The sequence below is a fragment of the Methylobacterium sp. A54F genome, from assembly GCF_053346035.1.
The window spans coordinates 650,786-672,905 of sequence record NZ_JBKFBF010000001.1; the positions used below are offsets into that span (position 1 = coordinate 650,786).

Here is a 22,120-nt window from a genome sequence, read left to right on the forward strand (position 1 = left end):
AACGGCCACCGGTCCGACAGCCCTTTGCTGTCATGAATCAAACAGGCTCTGAGCCGGCCGCCGGGCGGCTCAGGCGGCCCGCATCCGCTCGATCTCGTCGCAGGCGCGGGCCACGCCGTCCTGGCCCGCCATCCGGGCCCGGGCCGCCGCGCAGGCGGCAGCCACCTCGGGCGCGCCGAGGAGGCGTTCGAGCACCGCCGCGCCCCGGCCCGGGGTGAAGCGGCGCCGGCTCAGCGTCGCGCCGAGGCCGAGGCGCTTCAGGCGGGCGCCCTCGTCGTAATGGTCGAAGGCCACCGGCACCACGAGCTGCGGCAGACCGGCCGCGAGCCCCTGCGCCACCGTGCCGATGCCCCCGTGATGGACGAGGGCGGCGCAGCGCGGGAGCAGGGCCCCGAACGGCGCGTAGGCGGCGTGCATGATGCCCGGCGGAAGGTCGGCCGGCACCTGCCCGGCCTGCGGCGCCAGCAGCACGCCGCGCCGGTTCATCCGCCGGCACAGCGCCACCGCGGTCTCGAAGAAGGCCCGGCCCCGGCGCATGGCGGAGCCATAGGTGAAGGCCAGCGGCGGCGGGCCGTCGTCGAGGAACCCGACGAGCTCCGGCGGCAGCGCGTCCCGGTCGCCGAAGCGGTCGGCGATCGGGAAGGGCACCTGCACGGCCTGGGCGGGCCAGTCCGGCTGGGGCGGCGCGAACCACTCGGGGAACATCAGAAGCATCCGCGCGGGGCTGTTCCAGCCGTGGCGCAGCCGCCGCACCGGGCGGAGCCCCAGGCCCTCCCGGTAGGCGTTGAGGGCGGGCAGCGCGGCCGGCCCGATCACGAAGTCGTCCGCGCCGCGCCCGAGCCAGTGCCGCAGCCGGGCCGGCAGGAAGCCCGGCAGGGGCAGCCCGGGCAGCACGGGCGGCGCGTGCCGGCTCTCGATGAGGAAGGGCATGACGTGGACGGTGACGAGGGGCAGGCCGTAGAGGTCCTGCGCCACCCGCGCCCCGAGGCTCAGGGGGGAGGCGGCCACGAGGCCGCCGGCCCGGCGCCAGCCCGCGCCGAGCCAGGTGCAGGTCTCCTCGGTGAGCCGCGAGACGTAGGCGAACAGCGCCTCGATGCCCCGGCGCGGGTGCCACAGGTCCGGCGAGGCCGCGAAGGCGTCGTAGTCCGCCTCGCTGCCGAGGGGATGGAAGTCGAGGCCGGCCCGCGCCGCCGAAGCCGCGAACGGCGCGGGCGCTGCGAGGGCGACCGCGTGGCCGCGCCGCTTCAGCTCCGTTCCGATCGCGATGAAGGGCAGGACGTCGCCGTGCGTTCCGACGGCTACGAGGTGAACCTGCATTGACGCGCGTAACCCGCCTACCGTGCCAGGGGCCCCCCTCAGCTCAGTTCGGTCGATCAGGCTCCCGCTAGGGCCGCCGACCGGGCGGAGTCAATCTCTCAGGTTGCAACGCGTCTTCACGCTCCCGTAACCATAGGTACAATCGCCGGGTTGCGCACGCTTTACACGGGAACAAAACATGAACAAAACTGGGCTCGTCAAACGGAGGCGACCATGCTGAAGCGAATGATCCTGACGGGCTTCGTCGAGTTCACGGCCATGGGCCTCCTGTCGAGCGCGGTGGTGCTCTGGGCCGTAGCCTTGGCGCCGATGCGTTAAGCCGGCCTCGACGCGCGGCGTCGGGTTCCCTGCCGAATCCGGCAATGCACAGGAAATCCAGGGTTGTGGGCCGATTGCCGCCCGAACCCCGCGCCACTGGTGCCCCGAAGGCACAAGGTGGTGGACATCTGACCCGGCGCGCCGGAAGGCGCGTGACTCTCCGCCGCCGAGCCCGGATCCTCACCGACCCCGATACGGTCGGCCGAAGCGGATTCCATGGCGCGCCAGTTGAAGGAGGTGGGCTACGTCCATCTCCACGTCCACTCGTCCTATTCCCTGCTCGAGGGCGCCCTGAAGGTCGGCGACCTCGTGAAGGCCGCGCTGGCCGACCGGCAGCCCGCGCTGGCGCTCACCGACACCAACAACCTGTTCGGCGCGCTCGAATTCTCCGAGAAGGCCGCCGGGGCGGGCATCCAGCCGATCGCGGGAATGCAGCTTTCGGTTGCGTTCGAGGCGCCCGATCCCCTGGCCCGCACCGCCGTGGCCCCCTGCAACGTCGTGGTGCTGGCGCAGGACGAGACGGGCTACGGCAACCTGCTGCGGCTCGCGAGCCGCGCCTACTTCGACGGGGCGCTCGGCGAGGCCCCGAAGGTCTCGGCCCAGGCCCTCGCGGACGGGGCGGAAGGGCTGATCGCGCTCACGGGCGGCTGCACCGGTCCCCTGGACGCCGCCCTGCGCGCGGGCCGGCCGGAGCTCGCGGCCGCGCGCCTCGCCGGGCTGCGCGAGGTCTTTGGGGAGGACCGCCTCTACGTCGAGATCCAGCGGCACGGCCAGGACGACGCCCCCCGTGTGGAGCGCGAGCTGCTGCGGCTCGCCGCGCGCCACGGCCTGCCGGTCGCGGCCTCGAACGAGCCGTTCTTCGCCCGCGACGACGATTTCGACGCCCACGACGCGTTGCTCGCCATCGCGGAGGGCCGCCTCGTCTCGGACGAGCGCCGCCGCCGGCTGACGCCGCGCCACGGCTTCAAGACCCGCGCCGAGATGGCCGAGCTGTTCCGCGACCTGCCGGACGCCCTGTCGGCCACCGTCGAGATCGCCATGCGCTGCGCGGTCCGCGTGCGCACCCGCAAGCCGATCCTGCCGAACTTCGCCAAGGTCGCAGCCGAGGAGATCGCCGCCGAGGAGATCGCCGCCGAGGCGGTGGCCGCGCCGCTCCCCGGCGTCTCCGGCGTCCCGGGGGAGGCCGACGAGCTGCGCCGGCAGGCCGAGGCGGGGCTCGAGGACCGCCTCGCCAAGCACGGGCCCGCGGACGGCTTCACGGCGGATCAGTACCGCGCACGCCTCGCCTTCGAGCTCGACGTCATCGTCAAGATGAAGTTCCCGGGCTACTTCCTGATCGTCTCGGACTTCATCAAGTGGGCCAAGGACCACGACATCCCGGTCGGGCCCGGCCGCGGCTCGGGCGCGGGCTCGCTCGTCGCCTACGCGCTCCTCATCACCGACCTCGATCCGCTGCGCTTCGGCCTGCTGTTCGAGCGCTTCCTAAACCCCGAGCGCGTCTCGATGCCGGATTTCGACATCGACTTCTGCGTCGAGGGCCGCGAGCGCGTCATCCAGTACGTGCAGGAGCGCTACGGCCACGCCCAGGTCGCGCAGATCATCACCTTCGGCACCCTGCTCGCCCGCGGCGTGCTGCGCGACGTCGGCCGCGTGCTGGAGATGCCCTACGGGCAGGTCGACAAGCTGACGAAGCTGGTGCCGCAGAACCCCGCGAACCCGGTGACGCTCGCCCAGGCCATCGAGGGCGAGCCGAAGCTGCAATCGGCGATCGAGGAGGAGCCGGTGGTCGCCCGCCTGATGGCGATCGCCAGGAAGCTCGAAGGGCTGCACCGCCACGCCTCGACGCATGCCGCCGGCGTGGTGATCGGCGACCGGCCCCTGGAGCAGCTCGTGCCGCTCTACCGCGACCCCAAGACGGGGATGCGGGTGACCCAGTTCAACATGAAGTGGGTCGAGCAGGCGGGGCTCGTGAAGTTCGACTTCCTGGGCCTCAAGACGCTCACCATGCTGCGCTGCTGCACCGACCTGCTGAAGCGGCGCGGCATCGAGGTCGACCTCGCCTCCCTGCCCCTCGACGACGCCAGGACCTACGCGCCGATGGGCCGGGGCGAGACGGTCGGCGTGTTCCAGGTGGAATCGGCCGGCATGCGCAAGGCGCTGTGCGAGATGCAGGCCGACCGCTTCGAGGACATCATCGCCCTCGTCGCCCTCTACCGCCCGGGCCCGATGGCCAACATCCCGGTCTATTGCGAGCGCAAGCTCGGGCGCGATGCCGGGAACGAGGCCTCCTGGTACCCGCACGAGAGCCTGGAGCCGATGCTGAAGGAGACCTTCGGCATCATCGTCTACCAGGAGCAGGTGATGGAGATCGCCAAGGTGCTCGCGGGCTACACGCTCGGCGAGGCCGACATGCTCCGGCGCGCCATGGGCAAGAAGATCCGCGCGGAGATGGACGCCCAGCGCGAGCGCTTCGTGAAGGGCTGCACCGATCGCGGACTGGCGGCAGCCAAGGCCAATGAGATCTTCGACCTGCTGGCCAAGTTCGCCGATTACGGCTTCAACAAGAGCCACGCGGCGGCCTACGCGCTGCTCACCTACCAGACCGCCTACCTGAAGGCGAACCACCCCGTCGAGTTCCTCGCCGCCGCGATGACGCTCGACATCGACAACACCGACAAGCTCGCCGAATTCCGCCAGGACGCGCAGCGGTTGCGGATCGTGGTGGAGCCGCCCTCGGTCAACACCTCGGGCGTGGTCTTCGAGGTTCACGAGGGCCGCATCCGCTACGCGCTCGCGGCCATCAAGGGGGTCGGCCGCGCCGCCGTCGAGGCGATCGTGGAGGCCCGCGGCGACCGGCCGTTCCGGGACCTCGCCTGCTTCGCCCGGCGCCTCAACCCGCGCCACGTCAACAAGCGCACGCTGGAGAACCTCGTCGCGGCCGGCGCCCTCGACTGCATCGAGCCCGACCGCGCCCGCGCCTACGCGGCGGTGGAGCCGATGATGAAGCTCGCGCAAGGGGCGGCCGAGGCCGCCTCGACGGGCATCACCGACATGTTCGGCGGCGTCGCCGCGGATTCGGTCTCCCTGCGCATCCCGCCCCACGAATTGTGGCCCATGGCCGACAAGCTGAAGCGCGAGTACGACGCCATCGGCTTCTTCATCTCCGGACATCCGCTGGACGAGTACGGACATCTGCTGGACAAGCTGCGCGTCCAGTCCTGGGCGGAGTTCTGCCGCGCTGTCCGGGCCGGCACCACCAGCGTCGGACGGGTCGCCGCCTCGGTGCTCGACCGGGCGGAGCGGCGCACCAAGACCGGCAACAAGCTCGGCATCGTCACCCTCTCGGACCAGACCGGCCACTTCGAGGCGATCATCTTCTCGGAGGGGCTCGGCCACTACCGCGACATCCTGGAGCCCGGCCAGCCCCTCGTGCTCCAGCTCCAGGCGAACCTCGAGGGCGAGGACGTGCGCGCCCGCATCCAGACCGCCGAGCCCCTGGATCAGGCGGTGGCCCGCTACCAGAAGGGGATGCGGATCTACCTCAGCGACGAGCGCCCGATCGGCCCGGTGCAGCAGCGCCTCGCCGTGCGCGGCGAGGGCGAGGTCTCGCTGATCCTCCTCCTCGACGGCGCCCGCGAGGTGGAGGTGAAGCTGCCGGGCCGCTACCAGGCGACGCCGCAGATCGCGGGCGCCCTGCGGGCCGTGCCGGGGGTGGTGCAGGTGGAGGTAAGCTGAGGCCGCGTAACGCTTCGTTCACCCTGGGCAGCAGCCATGCGCCCACGGCCCAGCTTCGGGTGCGGCACCGCACGCTCGCTGCACTGCAGCACCCGTAAACACCATCCCGCAAGCCTGTGCGGCGTGGTGTGTGATGCGGACCAAGGTTCTTCTCGTGCTGACGATGATCGCGTTCCTGACGACGGGACGCGCGCCGGGCCTGCGCGAACTGCGCAATCCCGACGCCGAGCACGGCGGCCAGCGCACGACCCTCGCCCTCAAGCGCGACCGGCTCTGAGCCGCGGGGCCGCCTCGTCCCCGCAGGCCCGCAGCCGCTCGGCCACCAGGGCCTGCAGCGTCCAGAGGTGGCGGTCGTGGATGCCCAGCGCCGCGCAGGCCTCCACGGTGCGGAACAGGTACTCGGCGCTCGGCCCGAGGTGCCCGCAGGCCACCGCGATGCGGTCGGCGATCTCGGGCTCGGGCAGGCGGCTGTAGCGGTCGCTGAGGCGGTTCACCAGGAAGGTCAGCGCGTGGATGCGGCCCTGGGCCGTCTCCACCGGCAGCCAGCGCGCCGCGTAGCCGTTGCCCCGCATCTCCCGCCGCCAGACCGGCATCAGGGCCGCGCGGGCATCGCGCCCGTCGAGCCGGAAGGCGACGCCCTTGCAGGCGCCGCCCCGGTCGAGCGCCAGCACGAAGCCGGGCCGTTCCGCGGTGCCGCGGAAGCGCCGCTGCATCAGGCAGAAGCGGCGGTGGTAGCCCCGCACCACGCCGACGCGCTCCTCCAGGGCCGCGAATTCCGGCTTCCACATCAGGGAGCCGTAGGCGAACACCCAGATCTCGCCGCCGGCGCCGGGCCTGTCGGCCACGGCCCGCTCCAGGCCCGGCAGCAGCTCGGCGTCGCTGAGGAGGTGCTGGGCGGTGGCGTCGTCCGCCACCGGGTCGCGGTGGGCCCGCGCGATGAGGTCTAGGCTGAGGCTTAAGCTGCGCTGCGGCATGCCCCATCGGAGCATTGCCGCGCCGCCGGGGCAACCCGCCTCAGTGCGGCTTGCCGGCTGCCGCCTCCAGCTCCGGGAAGGGCTCGGTGCGGTGTCCCTCGCAGACCTCGGCCTCGTCGTCGATCAGGCTGAGGCGCCCCGGCTCGGCCCGGATCACGATCTTCGGCCGCTCGGGCTTGCCGAAGGTGCGCCCGTGCATCCGGCTCGACACGCAGTAGAGGATGCGCCCCCCATCCTCGAACGGACCGCCGATCCGGCTCTTCTCGAACCGCACCGGCAGGAGCGAGACGGAGCCGAACGCCACCTGCCGCAGCGCGAAGGCCGCGATGGTCTCGCGCGTGAGGCCGGCTGGGGCAGCGGGCTTAGGGGCAGGCTTGGCCGCGGCGAGGGCCGGGAGGGCCGTCAGGAGGGCGGGGACGGCGAACCGGAGGCGCATGGTGATTCGGGGCGAAGCAAGCGGGATCGCATCGTTGCGCCGACGACGTTCCTAGGGAAGTGAAAATTCCTAGTCGAGGCGGTCGCCCTGGATGAGGCCGGAGGGCTCGCCGTGTGATGGAGGCCGGATCCGATCTTGGTTCGAGAATGGATCGCGCTCTCGTATTCCCGTGCCGACATCCCATATGGAGGGTACCCTCCGCGCAATCCGGTGCCTTGGGCGATGGACACGCAGTGGAGAGCGCGATGGCTAAATTCTCAAACAACGGCTCGGCGCAAACTATCAGCACGCAGGACTTCAACGAGCGAGCCAAGCGCTTGCTGGCTGGCAAGGTCTATCCGCAGCCTTTGCAGAGGAAAGTCAGTAATTTCAAGAAGGATAGAAGGCCGGTAGACACGAAAGCCGATTAGTATATTTTCCTCTCCTGTCCGCGCTTTGAACGCAGCGTGATCGGTCTTGCAGGCCTTGCCCCGGCGGTTTCGAATGCGCGGGTGATCACCTGACCGTCCCTGCCGACCGCCGCGGCCCGGGAGGGCAAGGTCGGATCAGGAGAGCATAGACGGAGAAACGGCTGTGGCCGGAACTCGTCGTCACGGCAGCCTCCCGCTCGGCGCCACGCAGGCACCAGCGGGAGGGGATGCACGAGCGAACGGGCCGGGCGCGCGGCGGGGACCGAACCGGGCCCGGATCCTGAACCGAGGCACCGCCCGGCCCCCGCCCAGCTCAAAAAGCACCCCTCCGCACCCTATCTTCCTCCCATGCAATGGACCGACGACGCCTTCGTGCTGGGCCTGCGGCGGCACGGCGAGACCGGCGTCATCCTGGAGGCGATGACGGCGGAGCACGGGCGGCACCTCGGCCTCGTGCACGGCGGGCGCTCGCGACGGATGCAGCCCACGCTGCAGCCCGGGAACCGGGTGCGGGTGACGTGGCGGGCGCGGCTCGACGAGGGGCTCGGCTCCTACGTCGTGGAGCCCCTGGAGATGGTCGCCGCGCGCCTGATGGGCTCGGGCCTCGCCCTCTACGGCGTCACCCACATGGCGGGCCTGCTGCGCCTGCTGCCCGAGCGCGATCCGCATCCGGCGCTCTACGCGGCGTCCCGGGTGCTCGTGGACCATCTCGACGACCCGGACGTCGCTCCCGCCCTGATGGTCCGCTTCGAGCTCGCCGTCTTGTCCGAGCTCGGCTTCGGGCTCGACCTCGACGCCTGCGCGGCCACCGGCGCCAACGACGCGCTGATCTACGTCTCGCCCCGCTCCGGCCGCGCCGTCAGCGCCTCGGCGGGGGAGCCCTACCGCGACAGGCTCCTGCCCCTGCCGCCGTTCCTGCGGGACGGCGACGCCCGCAACCTCGGGCCGGAGGACGTTCGCCAAGGGTTTACCTTGACGGGATATTTCCTCAATCAGCACATCTGGGAGCCGCGCGCCCTGCCGCTTCCGGAGGAACGGGCACGATTCGTCGCACTCGGGCTCGACCCGCCGCAATGATGTTCGTGCTATGTTCCAGGCTTGGATGAGTGATGGGAGCTGACATGGGCCAGCCCTTCGAGCCGCCGTCCGGCGACGGCATCGAGAGCGTCGAGCTGAAGGCGGCGCTCGAGGAGCGCTACTTCAACTACGCGCTCTCGACGATCATGAACCGGGCGCTGCCCGACGCCCGCGACGGCCTGAAGCCCGTGCACCGGCGCATCCTCTACGGCATGCGCCTGCTGCGCCTCGACCCGAACACCGCCCACAAGAAGTGCGCCAAGATCGTCGGCGACGTGATGGGCGACTTCCACCCGCACGGGGACCAGGCGATCTACGACGCGCTGGTGCGCCTCTCGCAGGACTTCGCGCAACGCTACCCGCTGGTGGACGGGCAGGGCAACTTCGGGAACATCGACGGCGACGGCCCGGCGGCCTACCGCTACACCGAGGCGCGGCTCACGGAGGTGGCGCGCCTCCTCCTCGACGGCATCGACGAGGACACGGTCGATTTCCGGCCCTCCTACAACGGCGAGAAGGAGGAGCCCTCGGTCCTGCCGGCGGCCTTCCCGAACCTGCTCGCCAACGGCAGCCAGGGCATCGCGGTTGGCATGGCGACCTCGATCCCGCCCCACAACGCGGCGGAGCTGTGCGACGCCGCGCTCTACCTGATCAGCCACCCGGCCGCGACCTCCGAGCACCTCAACAGCTTCGTGCAGGGGCCCGATTTCCCGACCGGCGGCATCCTGGTGGATTCCGCGGCCGCGATCACCGAGGCCTACCGCACCGGCCGCGGCGCCTTCCGGGTGCGGGCGCGCTGGGCGCGGGAGGATCTCGGCCGCGGCACCTGGAACATCGTCGTCACCGAGATCCCCTACGGGGTGCCGAAGGCGCGGCTCATCGAGAAGCTCGCGGAGCTCCTGCAGGAGCGCAAGCTCCCGCTGCTCGCCGACGTGCGCGACGAGTCGGCCGAGGACGTGCGCGTCGTCCTGGAGCCGCGCTCGCGCAGCGTCGACCCGGTGATCCTGATGGAGTCGCTGTTCCGCCTCTCGGAGCTCGAGGCGCGCATCCCGCTCAACATGAACGTGCTGGTCGGCGGGACGGTGCCGCGGGTGATCGGCCTCGCCGAGGCGCTGCGCGAGTGGCTCGACCACCGCCGCGTGGTGCTGCAGCGCCGCTCCCGCCACCGGCTCGCGCAGATCAAGCGCCGGCTGGAGATCCTCGGCGGCCTGCTCATCGTCTACCTCGACCTCGACACGGTGATCCGCATCATCCGCGAGGAGGACGAGCCGAAGCCCGCGCTGATGGCCCACTTCGCCCTCACCGAGGTGCAGGCCAACGCCATCCTGGACACCCGCCTGCGCGCCCTGCGCAAGCTCGAGGAGATGGAGCTGAAGCGCGAGCTCGACGCCCTGACGAAGGAGAAGGAGGGGCTCGACGCGCTGCTCGGCTCCGAGGCCGCGCAGTGGAAGTCGATCACCGCGCAGATCCGCGCGGTGAAGAAGACCTTCGGGCCCGAGACCGCGATCGGCCGGCGCCGCACGACCCTGGAGAACCCCCCCGACACCGCCGGCATCGACTTCACGGCGGCCCTCGTCGAGCGCGAGCCGATCACCGTGGTCGTCTCGAACAAGGGCTGGATCCGCGCCCTGAAGGGCCACGTCGCCGACCTCTCAGGCATCGCCTTCAAAGGCGACGACGGGCTGAAGATCGGCTTTCCGAGCGAGACCACCGCCAAGATCCTGGTGCTCGCCTCGAACGGCAAGGTCTACACGCTGGAGGCCGCCAAGCTCCCGGGCGGGCGCGGCTTCGGCGATCCGATCCGCCTGATGGTCGACCTCGACGACGGCACCGAGATCGTGGCCGCGCTGCCCTACCAGCCCGAGAGCCGCCTGCTGATCGCCGCGAGCGACGGCCGCGGCTTCCTGGCGCCGGCCGACGCCCTCGTCGCCAACACCCGCAAGGGCAAGAGCATCATCGGGCTCGACGGCGCGGCGCGGGCCGCCCTCCTGGTGCCGGCGGGGGCGGGGGACCACGTGGCGGTGTGCAGCTCGGACAAGCTGCTCCTCGTCTTCCCGCTCTCGGAGCTGCCGGAGCTGTCCCGCGGCAAGGGCGTGCGCCTGCAGCGCTGCCGGCAATCGACCCTCGTCGACGCCTGCATCTTCCCCCTCTCCGAGGGCCTTCCCTGGCGCGACGGCTCGGGTCAGGCCCGGCTCGCCAACGCGGGCATCCTGGAGAAGTGGATGGGCCACCGCGCCGAGGCCGGCACGCTGATGACCCGGAGCTTCCCGAAGTTCGAGCGGTTCGGGAAGTAGGAGACGCGACGGATCAGCGGCGGCGGAACTGGCCGCCGCGGACCGGCGGGCGGGGGCCGGCGGAGCGCTCGTCCTTGTGGCGGAACACGAGGCGGCCCTTCTCCAGGTCGTAGGGCGACATCTCGACCGTCACCCGGTCGCCGGCGAGCGTCTTGATGCGGTTCTTCTTCATCTTGCCGGCCGTGTAGGCCACGATCTCGTGGCCCTGGTCCAGCTGCACGCGGTAGCGCGCATCCGGCAGGATCTCAAGAACGAGACCGTCGAACTGCATCAACTCTTCTTTCGCCATCCACCATCTCCAGCCGGATCGCCTGCGAACAGACGTTCCGGCGCCGCGTGCATTCCAGTCATCCGCAAAACGCGCGGGGCGGCGGGTCCGATCCGTAGATGCAGGCGGGGCCCCAGAGCGTAGGGCAGCATGTAATGTTCGCGGACCATCCCGGCAAGCTTCGCGGCAGCCGGGCCCCCCGCGATCGACAGGAATAGGGAGGGATCAGGGCCCGACGTCGTTGCCCGCGTAGTCGATCCGGCCGTCCGGCGTGCGCCGCCAGGCCCGCAGCACGATGTCGGGCCGGGTCCGCTCGCCGCGGGCGTCGAAGCCGATCTCGCCGAGGACGGTGCGCAGGCCCGTGCCGGCGTGCAGCGCCTCCGCGACCTTGCGGCCCTCCGTCGACCGCGCCCGGTCGACCCCCTGCGCCAGCACCTCGACGGCCGCGTAGGCCTGCGCCGCCACCGCCTCGGCCTCCGGCGTGCGCGGGGCCGCCTTCGTGCCCCGCGGCGGGTCGGGCAGGCGGCGCGGCTCGCCCGGCATCGTCATCACCGTGCCCTCCGCCCCCGGGCCCGCGGCCTGCGGGAAGTCCTTGTCGAGGATCGCGTCGCTCGCCACCAGGGGAACCCAGGCGCTCGCCTCCTGCAGCCCCCGCACCAACACCCCCGCCTCCGGCGCGAAGCCGCCGAAGTAGACGATGTCGACGCCTGCCGCCTTCAGCCGGGCGGCGATGTCGGCCGCGTCCCGGGAGCCGCGCGCCAGCCCCTCGAAGGCCACCTCCGGCTGGCCCCGGGCCTTGAGGCCGCGGGAGACCTCGTCGGCGAGCGCCCGGCCGAAGCTCGACCGATCGTGGACGATGCCGATCCGCCGGCCGGGGTAGCGCGTCGCCAGGAAGGCGGCTGCGGCGGCGGCCTGCTGCGCGTCGCTGGCTCCGAGCCGGAAGACGTTCCACAGGCCGCGGGCGGTGAGCGGCGTCCAGGTGGCGCCGGGCGTCACCATCACCGCGCCGGCCGCCTCGTAGGCCGGTGCCGCCGTCGCCGCCACCGCGGAGTCGAGGGGGCCCACCACCAGTCCGATGCGCTCGCCCGCGAAGCGCCTGGCGACCGCAAGCCCCTGCTTGGGGTCGCCCGCATCGTCGGCGACGACGAGGGCGAGCTTGCGGCCGCCAACGCCCCCGGCGCGGTTGAGATCGGCCACCGCCTGCTCGGCCCCGAGGCGCAGGCCCTGGCCGAAGGCGGCCTCGGGACCGGTCAGGGGCGCGGACAGGCCGATCCGGATCGGGCCGGTCTGGGCTTGTGTGGGCTGGCCTTGCGCGGACTGGCCTTGCGCGGGCGCGGCCGCCGCGAGCAGGAGGGCGAGCGGCAGGATGCTTCTCACGGGTCCGTCCTCCGGGTCGCCGCGCGGGAGGCCCGCCATGGCAGCGCCCCATCGTAGGACCCTCGCGCGTGGGCGCAACGCCGGGCGCGACCCCGGCCGAGGCTTTGCGCGGCGCGCTCCGCATCCTACCTCAGGGGAACCCCGATCTCCGGCCGGTGGCCACCGCCGCCCCGCAGCGCAGCGATTTCCCCATGCTCTCCACCGAGACCGACATCCTCAACGCCGCCGCCGCGTGGCGGCGGGCCGGGCGCGACGTCGCCCTCGCCACGGTGATCGAGACCTGGGGCTCCGCGCCCCGGCCGGTGGGCAGCCACCTCGTCGTGGACGCGGAGGGCAACTTCCTCGGCTCCGTCTCGGGCGGCTGCGTCGAGGGGGAGGTGATCACCGAGGGGCTCGACGTCATCGCCGACGGACGCCCGCGGACCCTCGAGTTCGGCGTCGCGGACGAGACGGCCTGGCGGGCCGGGCTCTCCTGCGGCGGCCGCATCCGCGTCTTCGTCGAGCGGATCGACTAGCCCGATGCAGCTCGCGATCCTCGACGCCCTCAACGGCGAGCGCGCCGCCCGCCGCGCCGCGATCCTCGTCACCGACACGGCCGACGGCAGCCAGCGGGTGGTGCGGGAGGCCGACGCGGCCGCCGACCTTCTCGCCGCGACCCTCCGCGAGCGCTTCGCCTCCGGCCGCAGCGGCCTCGTGGAGGCGGAGGGGCGGAGCCTCTTCCTCACCGTGCAGGTGCCGCCGGTGCGCCTCGTGATGATCGGGGCGGTGCATATCAGCCAGGCGCTGGCGCCGATGGCCGCGGCCCTCGACCTCGCCGTCACGGTGATCGATCCCCGCACCGCCTTCGCGACGCCCGAGCGCTTCCCCGGCCTCGACCTGGTGGCGGAATGGCCGCAGGACGCCCTGGGCGCCACCGTGCCGGCCCTCGACCGCTACTGCGCGGTGGCGGCCCTCACGCACGATCCGAAGATCGACGACCCCGCGCTCACGGCAGCCCTCGCCGCCGGCTGCTTCTACGTCGGGGCGCTCGGCTCCCGGAAGACCCACGCGGCCCGGGTCGCCCGCCTGACCGAGGCCGGCGTCGCGCCGGACGCGCTCGCCCGCATTCTGGCGCCGGTCGGCCTCGACATCGGCGCCGTCAGCCCCGCCGAGATCGCGGTCTCGATCCTCGCCCAGATCGTCGCGACCCTGCGGCGGGACCGCATCAAGGGCGCCCCGTGAAGTTCGGCAGCGTCCCGATCCACGAGGCGGCCGGGCGGATCGCGGCCCACACGGTCAAGGCCGGTCCCATCGTTCTGCGGAAGGGGCAGCCGATCCGGCCCGAGATCGCCGCCGGCCTCGAAGGGGCGGGCGTCCGCGACCTCGTGGCGGCGACGCTGGAGCCCGGCGACGTCGGGGAGGACCCGGCCGCCGCCCGCCTTGCCCTGCGCCTCGCCGGCGCGGGCCTGCGCCTCGACCCGCCCTTCACCGGCCGCTGCAACCTCTTCGCGGCCCATCCGGGCGTGCTGGTGATCGACCGCGCCGGCATCGACGCCCTCAACGGCGTCGACGAGGCGATCACCGCCGCGACCCTGCCGCCCTTCAAGCCGGTGGTGGCCGGCGAGATGGTGGCGACCGTCAAGATCATCCCCTACGCGGTGGCGGGCGCCCTCCTCGACGCCGCCTGCGCGGCCTCGCCCGCCGGGGCGCTGCGGGTCGCGCCCTACCGGCGGCGCCGCGTCGGCGTTGTCTCGACGCGGCTCCCGGGCCTGAAGGAGGCCACCATCGACAAGACCCTCGCGACCCTGGCCCAGCGCCTCGCGCCGGCCGGCGCCGGGATCGTGGCGGACCTGCGCGTGCCGCACGCGGCGGACGCCGTGGCGGGGGCGCTCGCCGAGGCCGTGGACGGGGCGGGCGCCGACCTCGCCGTGGTGTTCGGCGCCTCGGCCATCGCCGACCGGCGCGACGTCATCCCGGCCGGGATCCAGGCCGCGGGCGGCGCGGTCGCCCATCTCGGCATGCCGGTCGATCCCGGCAACCTCCTCCTCGTCGGCAGCCGCGGCCCGGTGCCGGTGATCGGCGCGCCGGGCTGCGCCCGCTCCCCGAAGGAGAACGGCTTTGACTGGATCCTGCACCGGCTGCTCGCCGACCTGCCGGTCGCCCGCGCCGACATCGTGGCGCTCGGCGTCGGCGGCCTTCTCATGGAGATCGTCTCGCGGCCCCAGCCCCGGGCGGGCGGGGCTCCGCGGGACGTCGGCGCGGGCGAGGATGACTGAACCGGCGATCGGCATCGTGCTGCTCGCGGCGGGCCGCGGCACCCGGTTCGGGCCCGAGCCGAAGCTGCTCGCGCCCCTCGACGGGCGGCCGCTGGTGCGGCACGCGGCCGAGGCCGCCTGCGCGGCGGGGCTCGGGCCGGTGGTGGCGGTGGTGGGGGCGCATGCCGAGCGGGTGCGGGCGGTCCTCGCGGGCCTCGACCTGAGCATCGTCGAGAACCCGTCCTTCGCCGACGGCCTCTCGACCTCCCTCCGGGCCGGGCTCGCCGCCCTGCCGGAGGCCGTGGGGGCCGCGATCGTGCTGCTCGGCGACATGCCGCGGATCGGGCCGGACCATCTCCGCGCCCTCGCGCGGGCCTATCGGGGGGCCGACCCGCGGCCCGCCGCCGTGGTCCCGGTGGCGCAGGGCCGGCGCGGCAACCCGGTCCTCCTCGACCTGCGCCGGCTCGGGGCCGACCTCGCGGCCCTTCACGGGGACCGGGGCGCCGGGCCGCTCCTGGCCCGACGCCCCGATGTGCTGGAGATCCCGGGCGACCCGGCGACCGCCCTCGACGTCGACACCGCCGCGGCCCTGGCGCGGGCCGGGGGTGCCTGAGCCCTCAGGCGGCCCGGACGGTGGCGAGGAAGCGCGCGACCTCCGCGCCGAGGTGCTCGGACTGGCGCGACAGCTCGGAGGCCGAGGACAGCACCTGGGCGGCGGCCGCCCCGGTCTCCTCGGCGGCGTTCGCCACGCCCGAGATGTTGGCCGTCACCTCGCCGGTGCCGGTGGCGGCCTGGGCCACGTTGCGCACGATCTCGCCCGTCGCCGCGCCCTGCTCCTCCACCGCCGCCGCGATGCTGGTGGCCACGCCGCTGATCTCGCGGATCCGGCCCGAGATCGCCTCGATCGCCTGCACGGCCTGGTGCGTCGAGCCCTGGATCTGCTGGATCTGGCCGGAGATCTCGTCGGTGGCCCGCGCCGTCTGGCTCGCCAGCTCCTTGACCTCCGTGGCGACGACCGCGAAGCCGCGGCCCGCCTCGCCGGCGCGCGCCGCCTCGATGGTGGCGTTCAGCGCCAGCAGGTTCGTCTGGCCGGCGATGGTGGAGATCAGCCCCACCACGTCGCCGATGCGGGCGGCCGCCTGGCTCAGCGCGGTGACGAGCTCGCCGGTCTGCTGGGCCTCCCCTACCGCGGCCTGCGCCATCTCGGCCGAACCCGAGACCTGCCGGCCGATCTCCGACACGGAGGTGCCGAGCTCCTCGGCGGCCACCGCCACGGTGTGGACGTTCGTGGCCGCCTGGCTCGCCGCGGCCGCCACCGTGGTGGACTGGCTCGCGGTCTCGGCGGCGGTGGCGGTCATCTGCTGGGCGGTGGCCTGCAGCTCGGTGGCGGCCGACGAGACCTGTCCGACGATGGAGCCCACCGCCCGCTCGAAGCCGTCGGCGAGCTCGATCATGGTGCGCCGACGCTCGGCCGCCGCGGCCGCGTCGGCGATGCGCTTCATCTCGGCCTCCTCGGCGGCCTTCTGGGCGACCATGGCCTTGATGCCCTCGACAGCCCGGCCGACCGCACCGACCTCGTCGCCGCGCGCGGCCTCCCGGATCTCCGCATCGGTCTCGCCCTGCGCCATCCGCTGAAGCACCGAGACGAGGCGTCCGAGGGGGCGGGTGATCCCGAAGGTGGAGATCGCCAGGGCGGCGAGCAGACCCGCCAGGACACCGAGGCCGCTGACGATCATCAGGGTGTAGCGGGTGACGTTGGTCTGGTCGGTCAGGCCGTCGGAGGCCTTCTCCATGGCGGCGACGATGTCGTCTCCGAGCCGGTTGCCCGCCTCGACGAGGGCCGAGAAGGTCGGATCGATCTTGGCGTGGACGAGCTCGATCGCCTCGGCGTTGCGGTTCGAGGTCCCGAGGCGGCGCACCTCGGTCACGTCCCGCGTGAACAGGTCGAGCCGCGCGACCTGCTCCTCGACGCGCTGGGCGAAGTTCGGGGCCTGCCCGCGCAGGTCGGCCACCGTCTTCTTGAGGACGGGCAGCGCGGCCTCGAAGCCCGCGTTGGCGGCGCGCATCTGCCCCTCCTCGGTCTCGGCGATGACGCGATAGACCCAGTAGTTGAGCTCGAAGATCAGCCGGTTGATCCGGCGCGCCGACGACGCTGCCCGCGCCTCCCGGTTGATCAGGATGCTGTAGGCGTCGTCGATGTTGGTCATCCGTGACTGCGCGAACCAGATGCAGCTGCCGACGATGAGGCCGATCAGCGTGATCGCGAGCGACAACTTGTAGATGATGTTGATTCTGGACAACATTGAACCCAGGCTCCCCCGTGATTGGGGTATGCTAGGTTGAGATGGTTTATTTTTGATAAAAAGCGCTAAATGTGCATGAAAAGCAAGATCGGCGTTGATATTACGATTTTCTGTTCTTCTCGCCCCGAGTCAGCCTCCGTCCTCAAGGTTCGCGTCTTCAAGCACGGCGCCGGCAGGCCGGTCTCAGCTGCGCGGCTGATCCGCCCCGCCCCCGCGCCCCTGCCGCGCCTCCGCACGGCAGCGGTCGGAGCAGTAGCGCACCTCGTCCCAGACGCGCTCCCACTTCTTGCGCCACGCGAAGGGCTTGCCGCACTGGGCGCAGACCTTCGTGGGCAGGTCGCCCTTGCGGCGCATCCGGGGCATCAGCGGCCGATCTGCCCGGCCTCGACGAGGGGCACCGGGCTCCAGCGGGTGACCTGCACGTAACCGTCCTTGGCGGCGACCACGACGTGGCGGCGGTAGCGGTGCACCACCGTGCCGGGCAGGTGCCCGTGGGCCTCGCGCCAGCCCTCCGCGGCGGCGACGTAGACGCGGGTCTCGCCGAGCCGCGCGATGGTCTCGATCGCCCCGAAGGCGCGGACCCGGCGCAGCACGGCCTCCACGGGCTGGCGGAAGTCGAGGGTGCGGTCGGCGTCGGTCACGCGGGGCCAGTAGGAGCCGTCCCCCTGCGGCTCCGGGCGCCGCCAGCGGGCCGGCAGCTCCCGGGCGATCGGCCCGAGGGCGAGGCGGCGGCCCGCCATCTGGCACCGGGCGAGGAGGCTCTCGTGGGTCTCCGCCGGGCTTAAGGGAAACAGGTCCTGGGCCAGGATGTCGCCGGTATCGAAGCCTTCCTCGGCGAGCACGTGCGCGGTGACGCCCCAGCTCTCGTAGCCCTCGGCGATAGCCTGGAAGAGCGGGTAGGGCCCCCGGCCGGTGGGCAGCGGCGAGGGGTGGATGTTGAGGCCGTAGGCCGCGTGGGGCCGCCAGCCCGTCACCAGCCAGGGATAGCCCGCGACCACGAGGGCCCAGTCCCGCCCGTGGGCCTGGGACAGGGCGGCGAGGTCGGCCGGCCGCATCCGCGAGAGCTGCATCGGGATGCGGTGGCGCCGGGCGCGGGCCACCACCGCCTCGTTGTGGTCGTAGAGGGCGTCGCAGGGCCGCGTGAACAGCTTGATGGGCGTCCAGCCCGCCTCGATCAGCGCCTCGAACACGCCGCCGAGGAAGTCGATGCCGGCGAAGGCGAACTTCATGATGCTTCCGGGAAGACTCTGTGGGCCTGCGACCTTTGGGCGGGGGAGGGCGGCGCGCCCGCGTCTCCCCGGCCCAGGACCCCGCCTTACCTAATCGTTCCGGGGCGGATTGGGAGCGTCGCCCCAACGGGCGCCCCAACAGGCGCCCGAAGCGGCGGTAGGAGCGGCGATGGCGCGGGTACTGATCTACGGCGGCACGGGCGGCATCGGCGGCGCCACGGCCCGGGCGCTGCGGGCCCGGGGCCACGGCCTCCACCTCGTCGCCCGCGGGGGCGAGCGCCTGGAGGCCGCGGCGCGCGAGCTCGGCGAGACCACCGTCACGGCCGGCGACGTCACGGACCCCGGCCTCTTCGTCCGCGCCGCGGAGGCGGCGGGCCCGGAGCTCGCCGGCCTCGTCTACGCGGTCGGCACCATCAACCTGCGGGCGCTCGCCCGCCTCGACGCCGCGACCGTCGAATCGGATTTCCGCATCAACGCGCTCGGCGCCTTCCTGGCGGTGCAGGCCGCGGCCCCCGCCCTCAAGGCCGGCGCGGGCCGGGCCGGGGCCGGCGTCGTCCTGTTCTCGACGGTGGCGGTGGCGCAGGGCTTCCCGTCCCACGCCTCCGTCGCCATGGCCAAGGGCGCGGTCGAGGGCCTCGCCCTGTCGCTCGCCGCCGAGCTCGCCCCGCAGGTGCGGGTCAACGTGGTGGCGCCCTCCCTCACGCGCACGCCGCTGGCCGGGGCCATCACCGCCAACACCGTCCTGGCGCAGGGCATCGCCGGCATGCACGCCCTCCAGCGGCTCGGGGAGCCGGAGGACGTGGCCGCGCTCGCGAGCTTCCTGGTCTCGGAGGAGGCCGCCTACCTGACGGGCCAGATCATCGGCGTCGACGGCGGCCGCTCGATGCTGCGCACCAAGGGCTGAGGGCGTGGCGCGGACAGGCCCCCGCACCCTGCGCTTCCTCCTCGGCGACCAGCTCCACCGGCGGATCGCGACGCTCACCGACCTCGACCCGGAGCGCGACGTCGTGCTCCTCTGCGAGGTCGAGGCCGAGGCCACCTACGTCCGCCACCACAAGCAAAAGATCGCCTTCCTGTTCTCGGCGATGCGCCACTTCGCCGAAGAACTCGCGGCCGAGGGCATCGCCGTCGACTACGTGCGCCTCGACGATCCGGGCAACGCCGGCAGCTTCACGGGCGAGCTGGAGCGGGCGGTGGCCCGCCACCGGCCGGACCGGGTCGTCGTCACCGAGCCCGGCGAGTGGCGCGTCCTCGAGATGATGCAGGGTTGGGCCGCGGACCTGCCCGTCCCCGTCGAGATCCGCCTCGACAACCGCTTCCTGTGCCCGCGCGAGGATTTCGCGCGCTGGGCGGAGGGGCGCCACGCGCTGCGCATGGAGACCTTCTACCGCGGCATGCGGCGGCGCACCGGCCTGCTGATGGACGGCGCGGAGCCGGCCGGCGGCCGCTGGAACTTCGACCACGACAACCGCAAGTCCCTGCCGCGGGACGCGAGCCCGCCCGGACGCCTCGGCTTCCCGCCGGACGCGGTGACGCGGGCCGTGATCGACCTCGTGGCGGCCCGCTTCCCCGACCATTTCGGAGACCTCGACGGCTTCGCCTGGCCGGTCACCCGCGCCGAGGCGCTGACGGCCCTGCGCCACTTCCTCGATGCGGGCCTGCCCCGCTTCGGCGACTACCAGGACGCCATGCGGGCGGGGGAGCCCTTCCTCTACCACGCGCTGATCTCCCCCGCCCTCAATGCCGGCCTCCTCGATGCCGAGGAGGTCTGCCGGGCCGCCGAGGACCGCTACCGGTCGGGTGCTGCGCCGCTCAACGCCGTGGAGGGCTTCATCCGGCAGATTCTCGGCTGGCGCGAGTACGTCCGCGGCCTCTACTGGGCCCGGATGCCCGACTACGCGCAGACCAACGCCCTCGGCGCGACCCGCGACCTGCCGTGGTTCTACTGGTCGGGCGAGACGCCGATGAACTGCCTCGCGCAGTGCATCGGCGACACCCGCGCGAACGCCTACGCCCACCACATCCAGCGCCTGATGGTGACGGGCAACTTCGCGCTGCTCGCCGGCCTCGCGCCGGCCCAGGTCGAGGAATGGTACCTCGTCGTCTACGCCGACGCCTACGAGTGGGTGGAGCTGCCGAACGTCCACGGCATGGTGCTGTGGGCCGACGGGGGCGTGATGGGCTCGAAGCCCTACGCGGCCTCGGGCGCCTACATCGACCGGATGTCGAACTACTGCGAGACCTGCACCTTCGACGTCGCCCGCAAGGCCGGCCCGAAGGCCTGCCCGTTCAACTACCTCTACTGGAACTTCCTGATCGCCAACGCGGATCGGTTCTCGCCGAACCCGCGCCTCGCCATGCCCTATCGGACGCTGGCGCGCATGGGCCCGCGCCGGCAGGCGGAGATCCAGGCGGATGCCGCCCGCTTCCTCGACGGGCTCGACGCCGTGCCGGAGGCGCCGGCCGCGCCCGAGCTCGACCTCGGGGGGCCGCCGCGCCGTCAGAGGTTCGTCCAGGCCGAGAGCGCGACGTAGGGGCCGGGGCGCCGCGCGCCCGTCTCGACCTGCAGGCCGGCCGAGGCCCGGAAGGCGAAGCGGCCGAAGGCGAAGTCGGTGGCGTGCAGGCCGAGGCTCCACTTGGCGTAGCCGGTGCTGTCGGCCGACACGGCGACCTCCGGGCCCAGGTAGGTCTCCCAGAGCCGCACCCCGTAGGCGAGGCGCGCCCACGCGTCCCGGCGCGCCGAGCCGAGGATCACGGTGCCCTGCACCAGCGTGTCGGCGCCCGGGCGGGCCCAGATCTCCCCGTGCAGCCGCAGGCCGAGGCGGACCGGCCCCGTCAGGACGAGGCTGCGCCCCTCCGTCAGGGCTTCGGCCGCGGCCTCGGGGCCCGCATAGGCCGCGACCACCCCCCAGTCCTGCACCCACTGGTAGCCGGCGAGCGCCGCGCCGGCCGCCGTGATCCGGGCAAACGTCGCGATGCGCCCGCACACACAGACCCGCCGCGCACCGCGCCGGCCCGCGCCGGCGCTCACCAGGGCGACCGGGCCCGTCCGGTCGAGGCCGTCGAGGGCGAGCTTTCCCCCGCCGGACACGAAGGCCGAGGCCGCCGCGTCGAGGCCGCCGAAGACCAGGGCGTCGAGCCCCTCGGACGCGTGCGCGGGTCCGGCGGCGACCAGCAGCAGGGCGAGGGTTCGGGACGGGGCCACGGGGCGCACGCGAAGCAGCGACGGGTCCCCCGATCCTGTCACAGTCGCGGCTGAATTTAATCAAATAAATCAGAGTCTTCGTGGGTTCATCCTCGGGTTGAGCACAGCTTGGTCCCGCCGATATCTGAGTGATATTTTCGTGGGATTAGACAATCTCAGCGATCAGGGACCCGGCTGGTCCGCTCACGCATGCACGCGGTGCGCGAGGGCACGCGCCGGGATGGCCGGGGCACGCCCCTGCTTGGCCTCTGCCCGGAACTCGGATAGAGCCGCGGCCTGCACAGCACTCAGCGGCCGAGCCTTCTTGTTTTCCGGAGCACGCACTTCCGACGTCCTCACCGTGCTCGCGAGCCAGGAGGGGGACCGCCTGACGGTCGGCGACATCGTCGCCGTCCTGCGCGACCGCGCCTTCGCGCTGCTCGTCGTCATCCTCGGCCTGCCGAACTGCCTGCCGATGCCCCCGCCGATCCCGCTCGTCTGCGGCCTGCTGCTGCTGCTCGTGGCGGTCCAGATCGCCGCGGGCATGTCGGCCCCGTGGCTGCCGCGGGCGCTCCTCGGCCGCTCCGTCGCCCGCAGCGACGTGGAGCGGGCGGTGTCCCGGGCGGTGCCGCTCCTCAAGCGCCTGGAGCGCTGGTCGCGCCCGCGCATGAGCCTGTTCGAGACCGCCCTCGGCATGCGGGGCGTCGGGCTGATCCTGCTGACGCTCGCCATGGCGCTGATCGTCGCCGCGCCGGTCGTCGGGCAGATCCCCCTCGGCCTCGCGGTCTGCCTCGTGGGCCTCGGCCTCGTGGAGCGGGACGGCGTCGTGGTGCTCGCCGGCCTCGGCATCGGCGCCCTCGGCGTCGCCCTCAATGCCGGCTTCGTCTACGCGGTGGTGGCCGGCGCGATGAGCCTGTTCCACCTCTGAGCCGGGGGCGGGTCCGCCCGAGGATCCGCGCGCGGC

At 73.0% G+C, this 22,120-nt stretch carries 21 protein-coding genes; 12 read left to right on the forward strand and 9 right to left on the reverse strand.

Annotated features, from left to right (window positions below):
* Positions 1 to 69: 69 nt before the first annotated feature.
* The gene (locus tag ACLBXP_RS03285) at positions 70 to 1,317 is read right to left on the reverse strand and encodes a nucleotide disphospho-sugar-binding domain-containing protein (RefSeq protein ID WP_447666120.1); all 1,248 of its coding nucleotides are present in this window, start codon (positions 1,315 to 1,317) and stop codon (positions 70 to 72) included.
* A 534-nt stretch (positions 1,318 to 1,851) separates the two neighbouring features.
* Here ACLBXP_RS03285 and dnaE point away from each other — a divergent pair.
* Together dnaE and ACLBXP_RS03295 are read left to right on the forward strand one after the other, a co-directional pair.
* Entirely contained in the window at positions 1,852 to 5,370 is a 3,519-nt protein-coding gene (dnaE, locus tag ACLBXP_RS03290) for a DNA polymerase III subunit alpha (protein ID WP_447666121.1), read from the forward strand.
* A gap of 133 nt (positions 5,371 to 5,503) precedes the next feature.
* On the forward strand, positions 5,504 to 5,647 hold the full coding sequence (locus ACLBXP_RS03295) for a hypothetical protein (RefSeq protein WP_447666122.1): 144 nt from the start codon (positions 5,504 to 5,506) through the stop codon (positions 5,645 to 5,647).
* On the opposite strand, the gene ACLBXP_RS03300 is transcribed toward ACLBXP_RS03295, so the two are convergent.
* A complete protein-coding gene (locus tag ACLBXP_RS03300; protein WP_447666123.1) occupies positions 5,628 to 6,344 on the reverse strand; it encodes a gamma-glutamylcyclotransferase in 717 nt (238 codons plus the stop codon). The two genes, ACLBXP_RS03295 and ACLBXP_RS03300, sit on opposite strands and share 20 nt — an antisense overlap.
* 40 nt (positions 6,345 to 6,384) lie before the next feature.
* A complete protein-coding gene (locus tag ACLBXP_RS03305) occupies positions 6,385 to 6,780 on the reverse strand; it encodes a hypothetical protein (RefSeq protein WP_447666124.1) in 396 nt (131 codons plus the stop codon).
* 245 nt (positions 6,781 to 7,025) lie between these two features.
* Here ACLBXP_RS03305 and ACLBXP_RS03310 point away from each other — a divergent pair, with 245 nt between their 5' ends.
* From ACLBXP_RS03310 to parC, 3 genes are all read left to right on the forward strand, one after another.
* Positions 7,026 to 7,190, forward strand: coding sequence for a hypothetical protein (locus tag ACLBXP_RS03310; RefSeq protein ID WP_447666125.1), 165 nt, complete (start codon positions 7,026 to 7,028; stop codon positions 7,188 to 7,190).
* A 348-nt stretch (positions 7,191 to 7,538) separates the two neighbouring features.
* Entirely contained in the window at positions 7,539 to 8,267 is a 729-nt protein-coding gene (gene recO, locus ACLBXP_RS03315) for a DNA repair protein RecO (protein WP_447666126.1), read from the forward strand.
* A gap of 44 nt (positions 8,268 to 8,311) precedes the next feature.
* Complete coding sequence (gene parC / locus ACLBXP_RS03320; RefSeq protein ID WP_447666215.1) at positions 8,312 to 10,561, forward strand: DNA topoisomerase IV subunit A; 2,250 nt, start codon at positions 8,312 to 8,314, stop codon at positions 10,559 to 10,561.
* A 13-nt stretch (positions 10,562 to 10,574) separates the two neighbouring features.
* Here the strand turns inward: parC and infA are convergent, their stop codons facing one another.
* The gene (infA, locus tag ACLBXP_RS03325; RefSeq protein WP_147025743.1) at positions 10,575 to 10,850 is read right to left on the reverse strand and encodes a translation initiation factor IF-1; all 276 of its coding nucleotides are present in this window, start codon (positions 10,848 to 10,850) and stop codon (positions 10,575 to 10,577) included.
* 204 nt (positions 10,851 to 11,054) lie between these two features.
* Positions 11,055 to 12,245 carry a branched-chain amino acid ABC transporter substrate-binding protein gene (locus ACLBXP_RS03330; RefSeq protein ID WP_447666127.1) on the reverse strand — a complete coding sequence of 397 codons (1,191 nt, stop codon included), beginning with the start codon at positions 12,243 to 12,245 and terminating at the stop codon, positions 11,055 to 11,057.
* 152 nt (positions 12,246 to 12,397) lie between these two features.
* On the opposite strand from ACLBXP_RS03330, the gene ACLBXP_RS03335 reads away from it, so the two are divergent.
* From ACLBXP_RS03335 to ACLBXP_RS03350, 4 genes are read left to right on the forward strand one after another with little or no spacing between them, the layout of a single operon-like run.
* Positions 12,398 to 12,721: an XdhC family protein gene (locus ACLBXP_RS03335; protein WP_447666216.1), complete on the forward strand. Its 324-nt coding sequence runs from the start codon at positions 12,398 to 12,400 to the stop codon at positions 12,719 to 12,721.
* Positions 12,722 to 12,725: 4 nt separating this feature from the next.
* A complete protein-coding gene (locus tag ACLBXP_RS03340; RefSeq protein ID WP_447666128.1) occupies positions 12,726 to 13,427 on the forward strand; it encodes an XdhC family protein in 702 nt (233 codons plus the stop codon).
* Complete coding sequence (locus ACLBXP_RS03345; protein WP_447666129.1) at positions 13,424 to 14,461, forward strand: molybdopterin-binding protein; 1,038 nt, start codon at positions 13,424 to 13,426, stop codon at positions 14,459 to 14,461. Before ACLBXP_RS03340 ends, ACLBXP_RS03345 begins: the two co-directional genes overlap by 4 nt.
* Complete coding sequence (locus ACLBXP_RS03350) at positions 14,454 to 15,053, forward strand: nucleotidyltransferase family protein (protein ID WP_447666130.1); 600 nt, start codon at positions 14,454 to 14,456, stop codon at positions 15,051 to 15,053. Before ACLBXP_RS03345 ends, ACLBXP_RS03350 begins: the two co-directional genes overlap by 8 nt.
* 4 nt (positions 15,054 to 15,057) lie before the next feature.
* On the opposite strand, the gene ACLBXP_RS03355 is transcribed toward ACLBXP_RS03350, so the two are convergent.
* The 3 genes from ACLBXP_RS03355 to ACLBXP_RS03365 form a co-directional block, all read right to left on the reverse strand.
* A complete protein-coding gene (locus ACLBXP_RS03355) occupies positions 15,058 to 16,743 on the reverse strand; it encodes a methyl-accepting chemotaxis protein (protein WP_447666131.1) in 1,686 nt (561 codons plus the stop codon).
* Positions 16,744 to 16,926: 183 nt separating this feature from the next.
* Positions 16,927 to 17,106 (reverse strand): DUF2256 domain-containing protein, encoded by a 180-nt coding sequence (locus ACLBXP_RS03360; RefSeq protein WP_447666132.1) that lies wholly within the window; start codon positions 17,104 to 17,106, stop codon positions 16,927 to 16,929.
* Complete coding sequence (locus ACLBXP_RS03365; protein ID WP_447666133.1) at positions 17,106 to 17,972, reverse strand: methionyl-tRNA formyltransferase; 867 nt, start codon at positions 17,970 to 17,972, stop codon at positions 17,106 to 17,108. Before ACLBXP_RS03365 ends, ACLBXP_RS03360 begins: the two co-directional genes overlap by 1 nt.
* Before the next feature lie 169 nt (positions 17,973 to 18,141).
* Between ACLBXP_RS03365 and ACLBXP_RS03370 the strand changes: the two genes are divergently transcribed.
* Together ACLBXP_RS03370 and ACLBXP_RS03375 are read left to right on the forward strand one after the other, a co-directional pair.
* A complete protein-coding gene (locus tag ACLBXP_RS03370) occupies positions 18,142 to 18,876 on the forward strand; it encodes an SDR family NAD(P)-dependent oxidoreductase (protein WP_447666134.1) in 735 nt (244 codons plus the stop codon).
* Positions 18,877 to 18,880: 4 nt separating this feature from the next.
* On the forward strand, positions 18,881 to 20,506 hold the full coding sequence (locus tag ACLBXP_RS03375; RefSeq protein WP_447666135.1) for a cryptochrome/photolyase family protein: 1,626 nt from the start codon (positions 18,881 to 18,883) through the stop codon (positions 20,504 to 20,506).
* Here the strand turns inward: ACLBXP_RS03375 and bcsS are convergent.
* The gene (gene bcsS, locus ACLBXP_RS03380; RefSeq protein WP_447666136.1) at positions 20,473 to 21,177 is read right to left on the reverse strand and encodes a cellulose biosynthesis protein BcsS; all 705 of its coding nucleotides are present in this window, start codon (positions 21,175 to 21,177) and stop codon (positions 20,473 to 20,475) included. The two genes, ACLBXP_RS03375 and bcsS, sit on opposite strands and share 34 nt — an antisense overlap.
* Positions 21,178 to 21,481: 304 nt before the next feature.
* On the opposite strand from bcsS, the gene ACLBXP_RS03385 reads away from it, so the two are divergent.
* Positions 21,482 to 22,084 (forward strand): exopolysaccharide biosynthesis protein, encoded by a 603-nt coding sequence (locus ACLBXP_RS03385; RefSeq protein ID WP_447666137.1) that lies wholly within the window; start codon positions 21,482 to 21,484, stop codon positions 22,082 to 22,084.
* Positions 22,085 to 22,120: the final 36 nt, after the last annotated feature.

Excerpts from the sequence above, each read along its gene's own strand:
- recO (WP_447666126.1), top strand. The coding sequence starts at position 7,539 with ATGCAATGGACCGACGACGCCTTCGTGCTGGGCCTGCGGCGGCACGGC.
- ACLBXP_RS03350 (WP_447666130.1), top strand. The coding sequence starts at position 14,454 with ATGACTGAACCGGCGATCGGCATCGTGCTGCTCGCGGCGGGCCGCGGC.
- ACLBXP_RS03285 (WP_447666120.1), bottom strand. The coding sequence starts at position 1,317 with ATGCAGGTTCACCTCGTAGCCGTCGGAACGCACGGCGACGTCCTGCCC.
- ACLBXP_RS03295 (WP_447666122.1), top strand. The coding sequence starts at position 5,504 with ATGCGGACCAAGGTTCTTCTCGTGCTGACGATGATCGCGTTCCTGACG.
- ACLBXP_RS03300 (WP_447666123.1), bottom strand. The coding sequence starts at position 6,344 with ATGCCGCAGCGCAGCTTAAGCCTCAGCCTAGACCTCATCGCGCGGGCC.
- ACLBXP_RS03330 (WP_447666127.1), bottom strand. The coding sequence starts at position 12,245 with ATGGCGGGCCTCCCGCGCGGCGACCCGGAGGACGGACCCGTGAGAAGC.
- ACLBXP_RS03335 (WP_447666216.1), top strand. The coding sequence starts at position 12,398 with ATGCTCTCCACCGAGACCGACATCCTCAACGCCGCCGCCGCGTGGCGG.
- ACLBXP_RS03370 (WP_447666134.1), top strand. The coding sequence starts at position 18,142 with ATGGCGCGGGTACTGATCTACGGCGGCACGGGCGGCATCGGCGGCGCC.
- ACLBXP_RS03340 (WP_447666128.1), top strand. The coding sequence starts at position 12,726 with ATGCAGCTCGCGATCCTCGACGCCCTCAACGGCGAGCGCGCCGCCCGC.
- ACLBXP_RS03365 (WP_447666133.1), bottom strand. The coding sequence starts at position 17,972 with ATGAAGTTCGCCTTCGCCGGCATCGACTTCCTCGGCGGCGTGTTCGAG.
- ACLBXP_RS03305 (WP_447666124.1), bottom strand. The coding sequence starts at position 6,780 with ATGCGCCTCCGGTTCGCCGTCCCCGCCCTCCTGACGGCCCTCCCGGCC.
- dnaE (WP_447666121.1), top strand. The coding sequence starts at position 1,852 with ATGGCGCGCCAGTTGAAGGAGGTGGGCTACGTCCATCTCCACGTCCAC.
- infA (WP_147025743.1), bottom strand. The coding sequence starts at position 10,850 with ATGGCGAAAGAAGAGTTGATGCAGTTCGACGGTCTCGTTCTTGAGATC.
- ACLBXP_RS03355 (WP_447666131.1), bottom strand. The coding sequence starts at position 16,743 with ATGTTGTCCAGAATCAACATCATCTACAAGTTGTCGCTCGCGATCACG.
- ACLBXP_RS03360 (WP_447666132.1), bottom strand. The coding sequence starts at position 17,106 with ATGCCCCGGATGCGCCGCAAGGGCGACCTGCCCACGAAGGTCTGCGCC.
- ACLBXP_RS03310 (WP_447666125.1), top strand. The coding sequence starts at position 7,026 with ATGGCTAAATTCTCAAACAACGGCTCGGCGCAAACTATCAGCACGCAG.
- parC (WP_447666215.1), top strand. The coding sequence starts at position 8,312 with ATGGGCCAGCCCTTCGAGCCGCCGTCCGGCGACGGCATCGAGAGCGTC.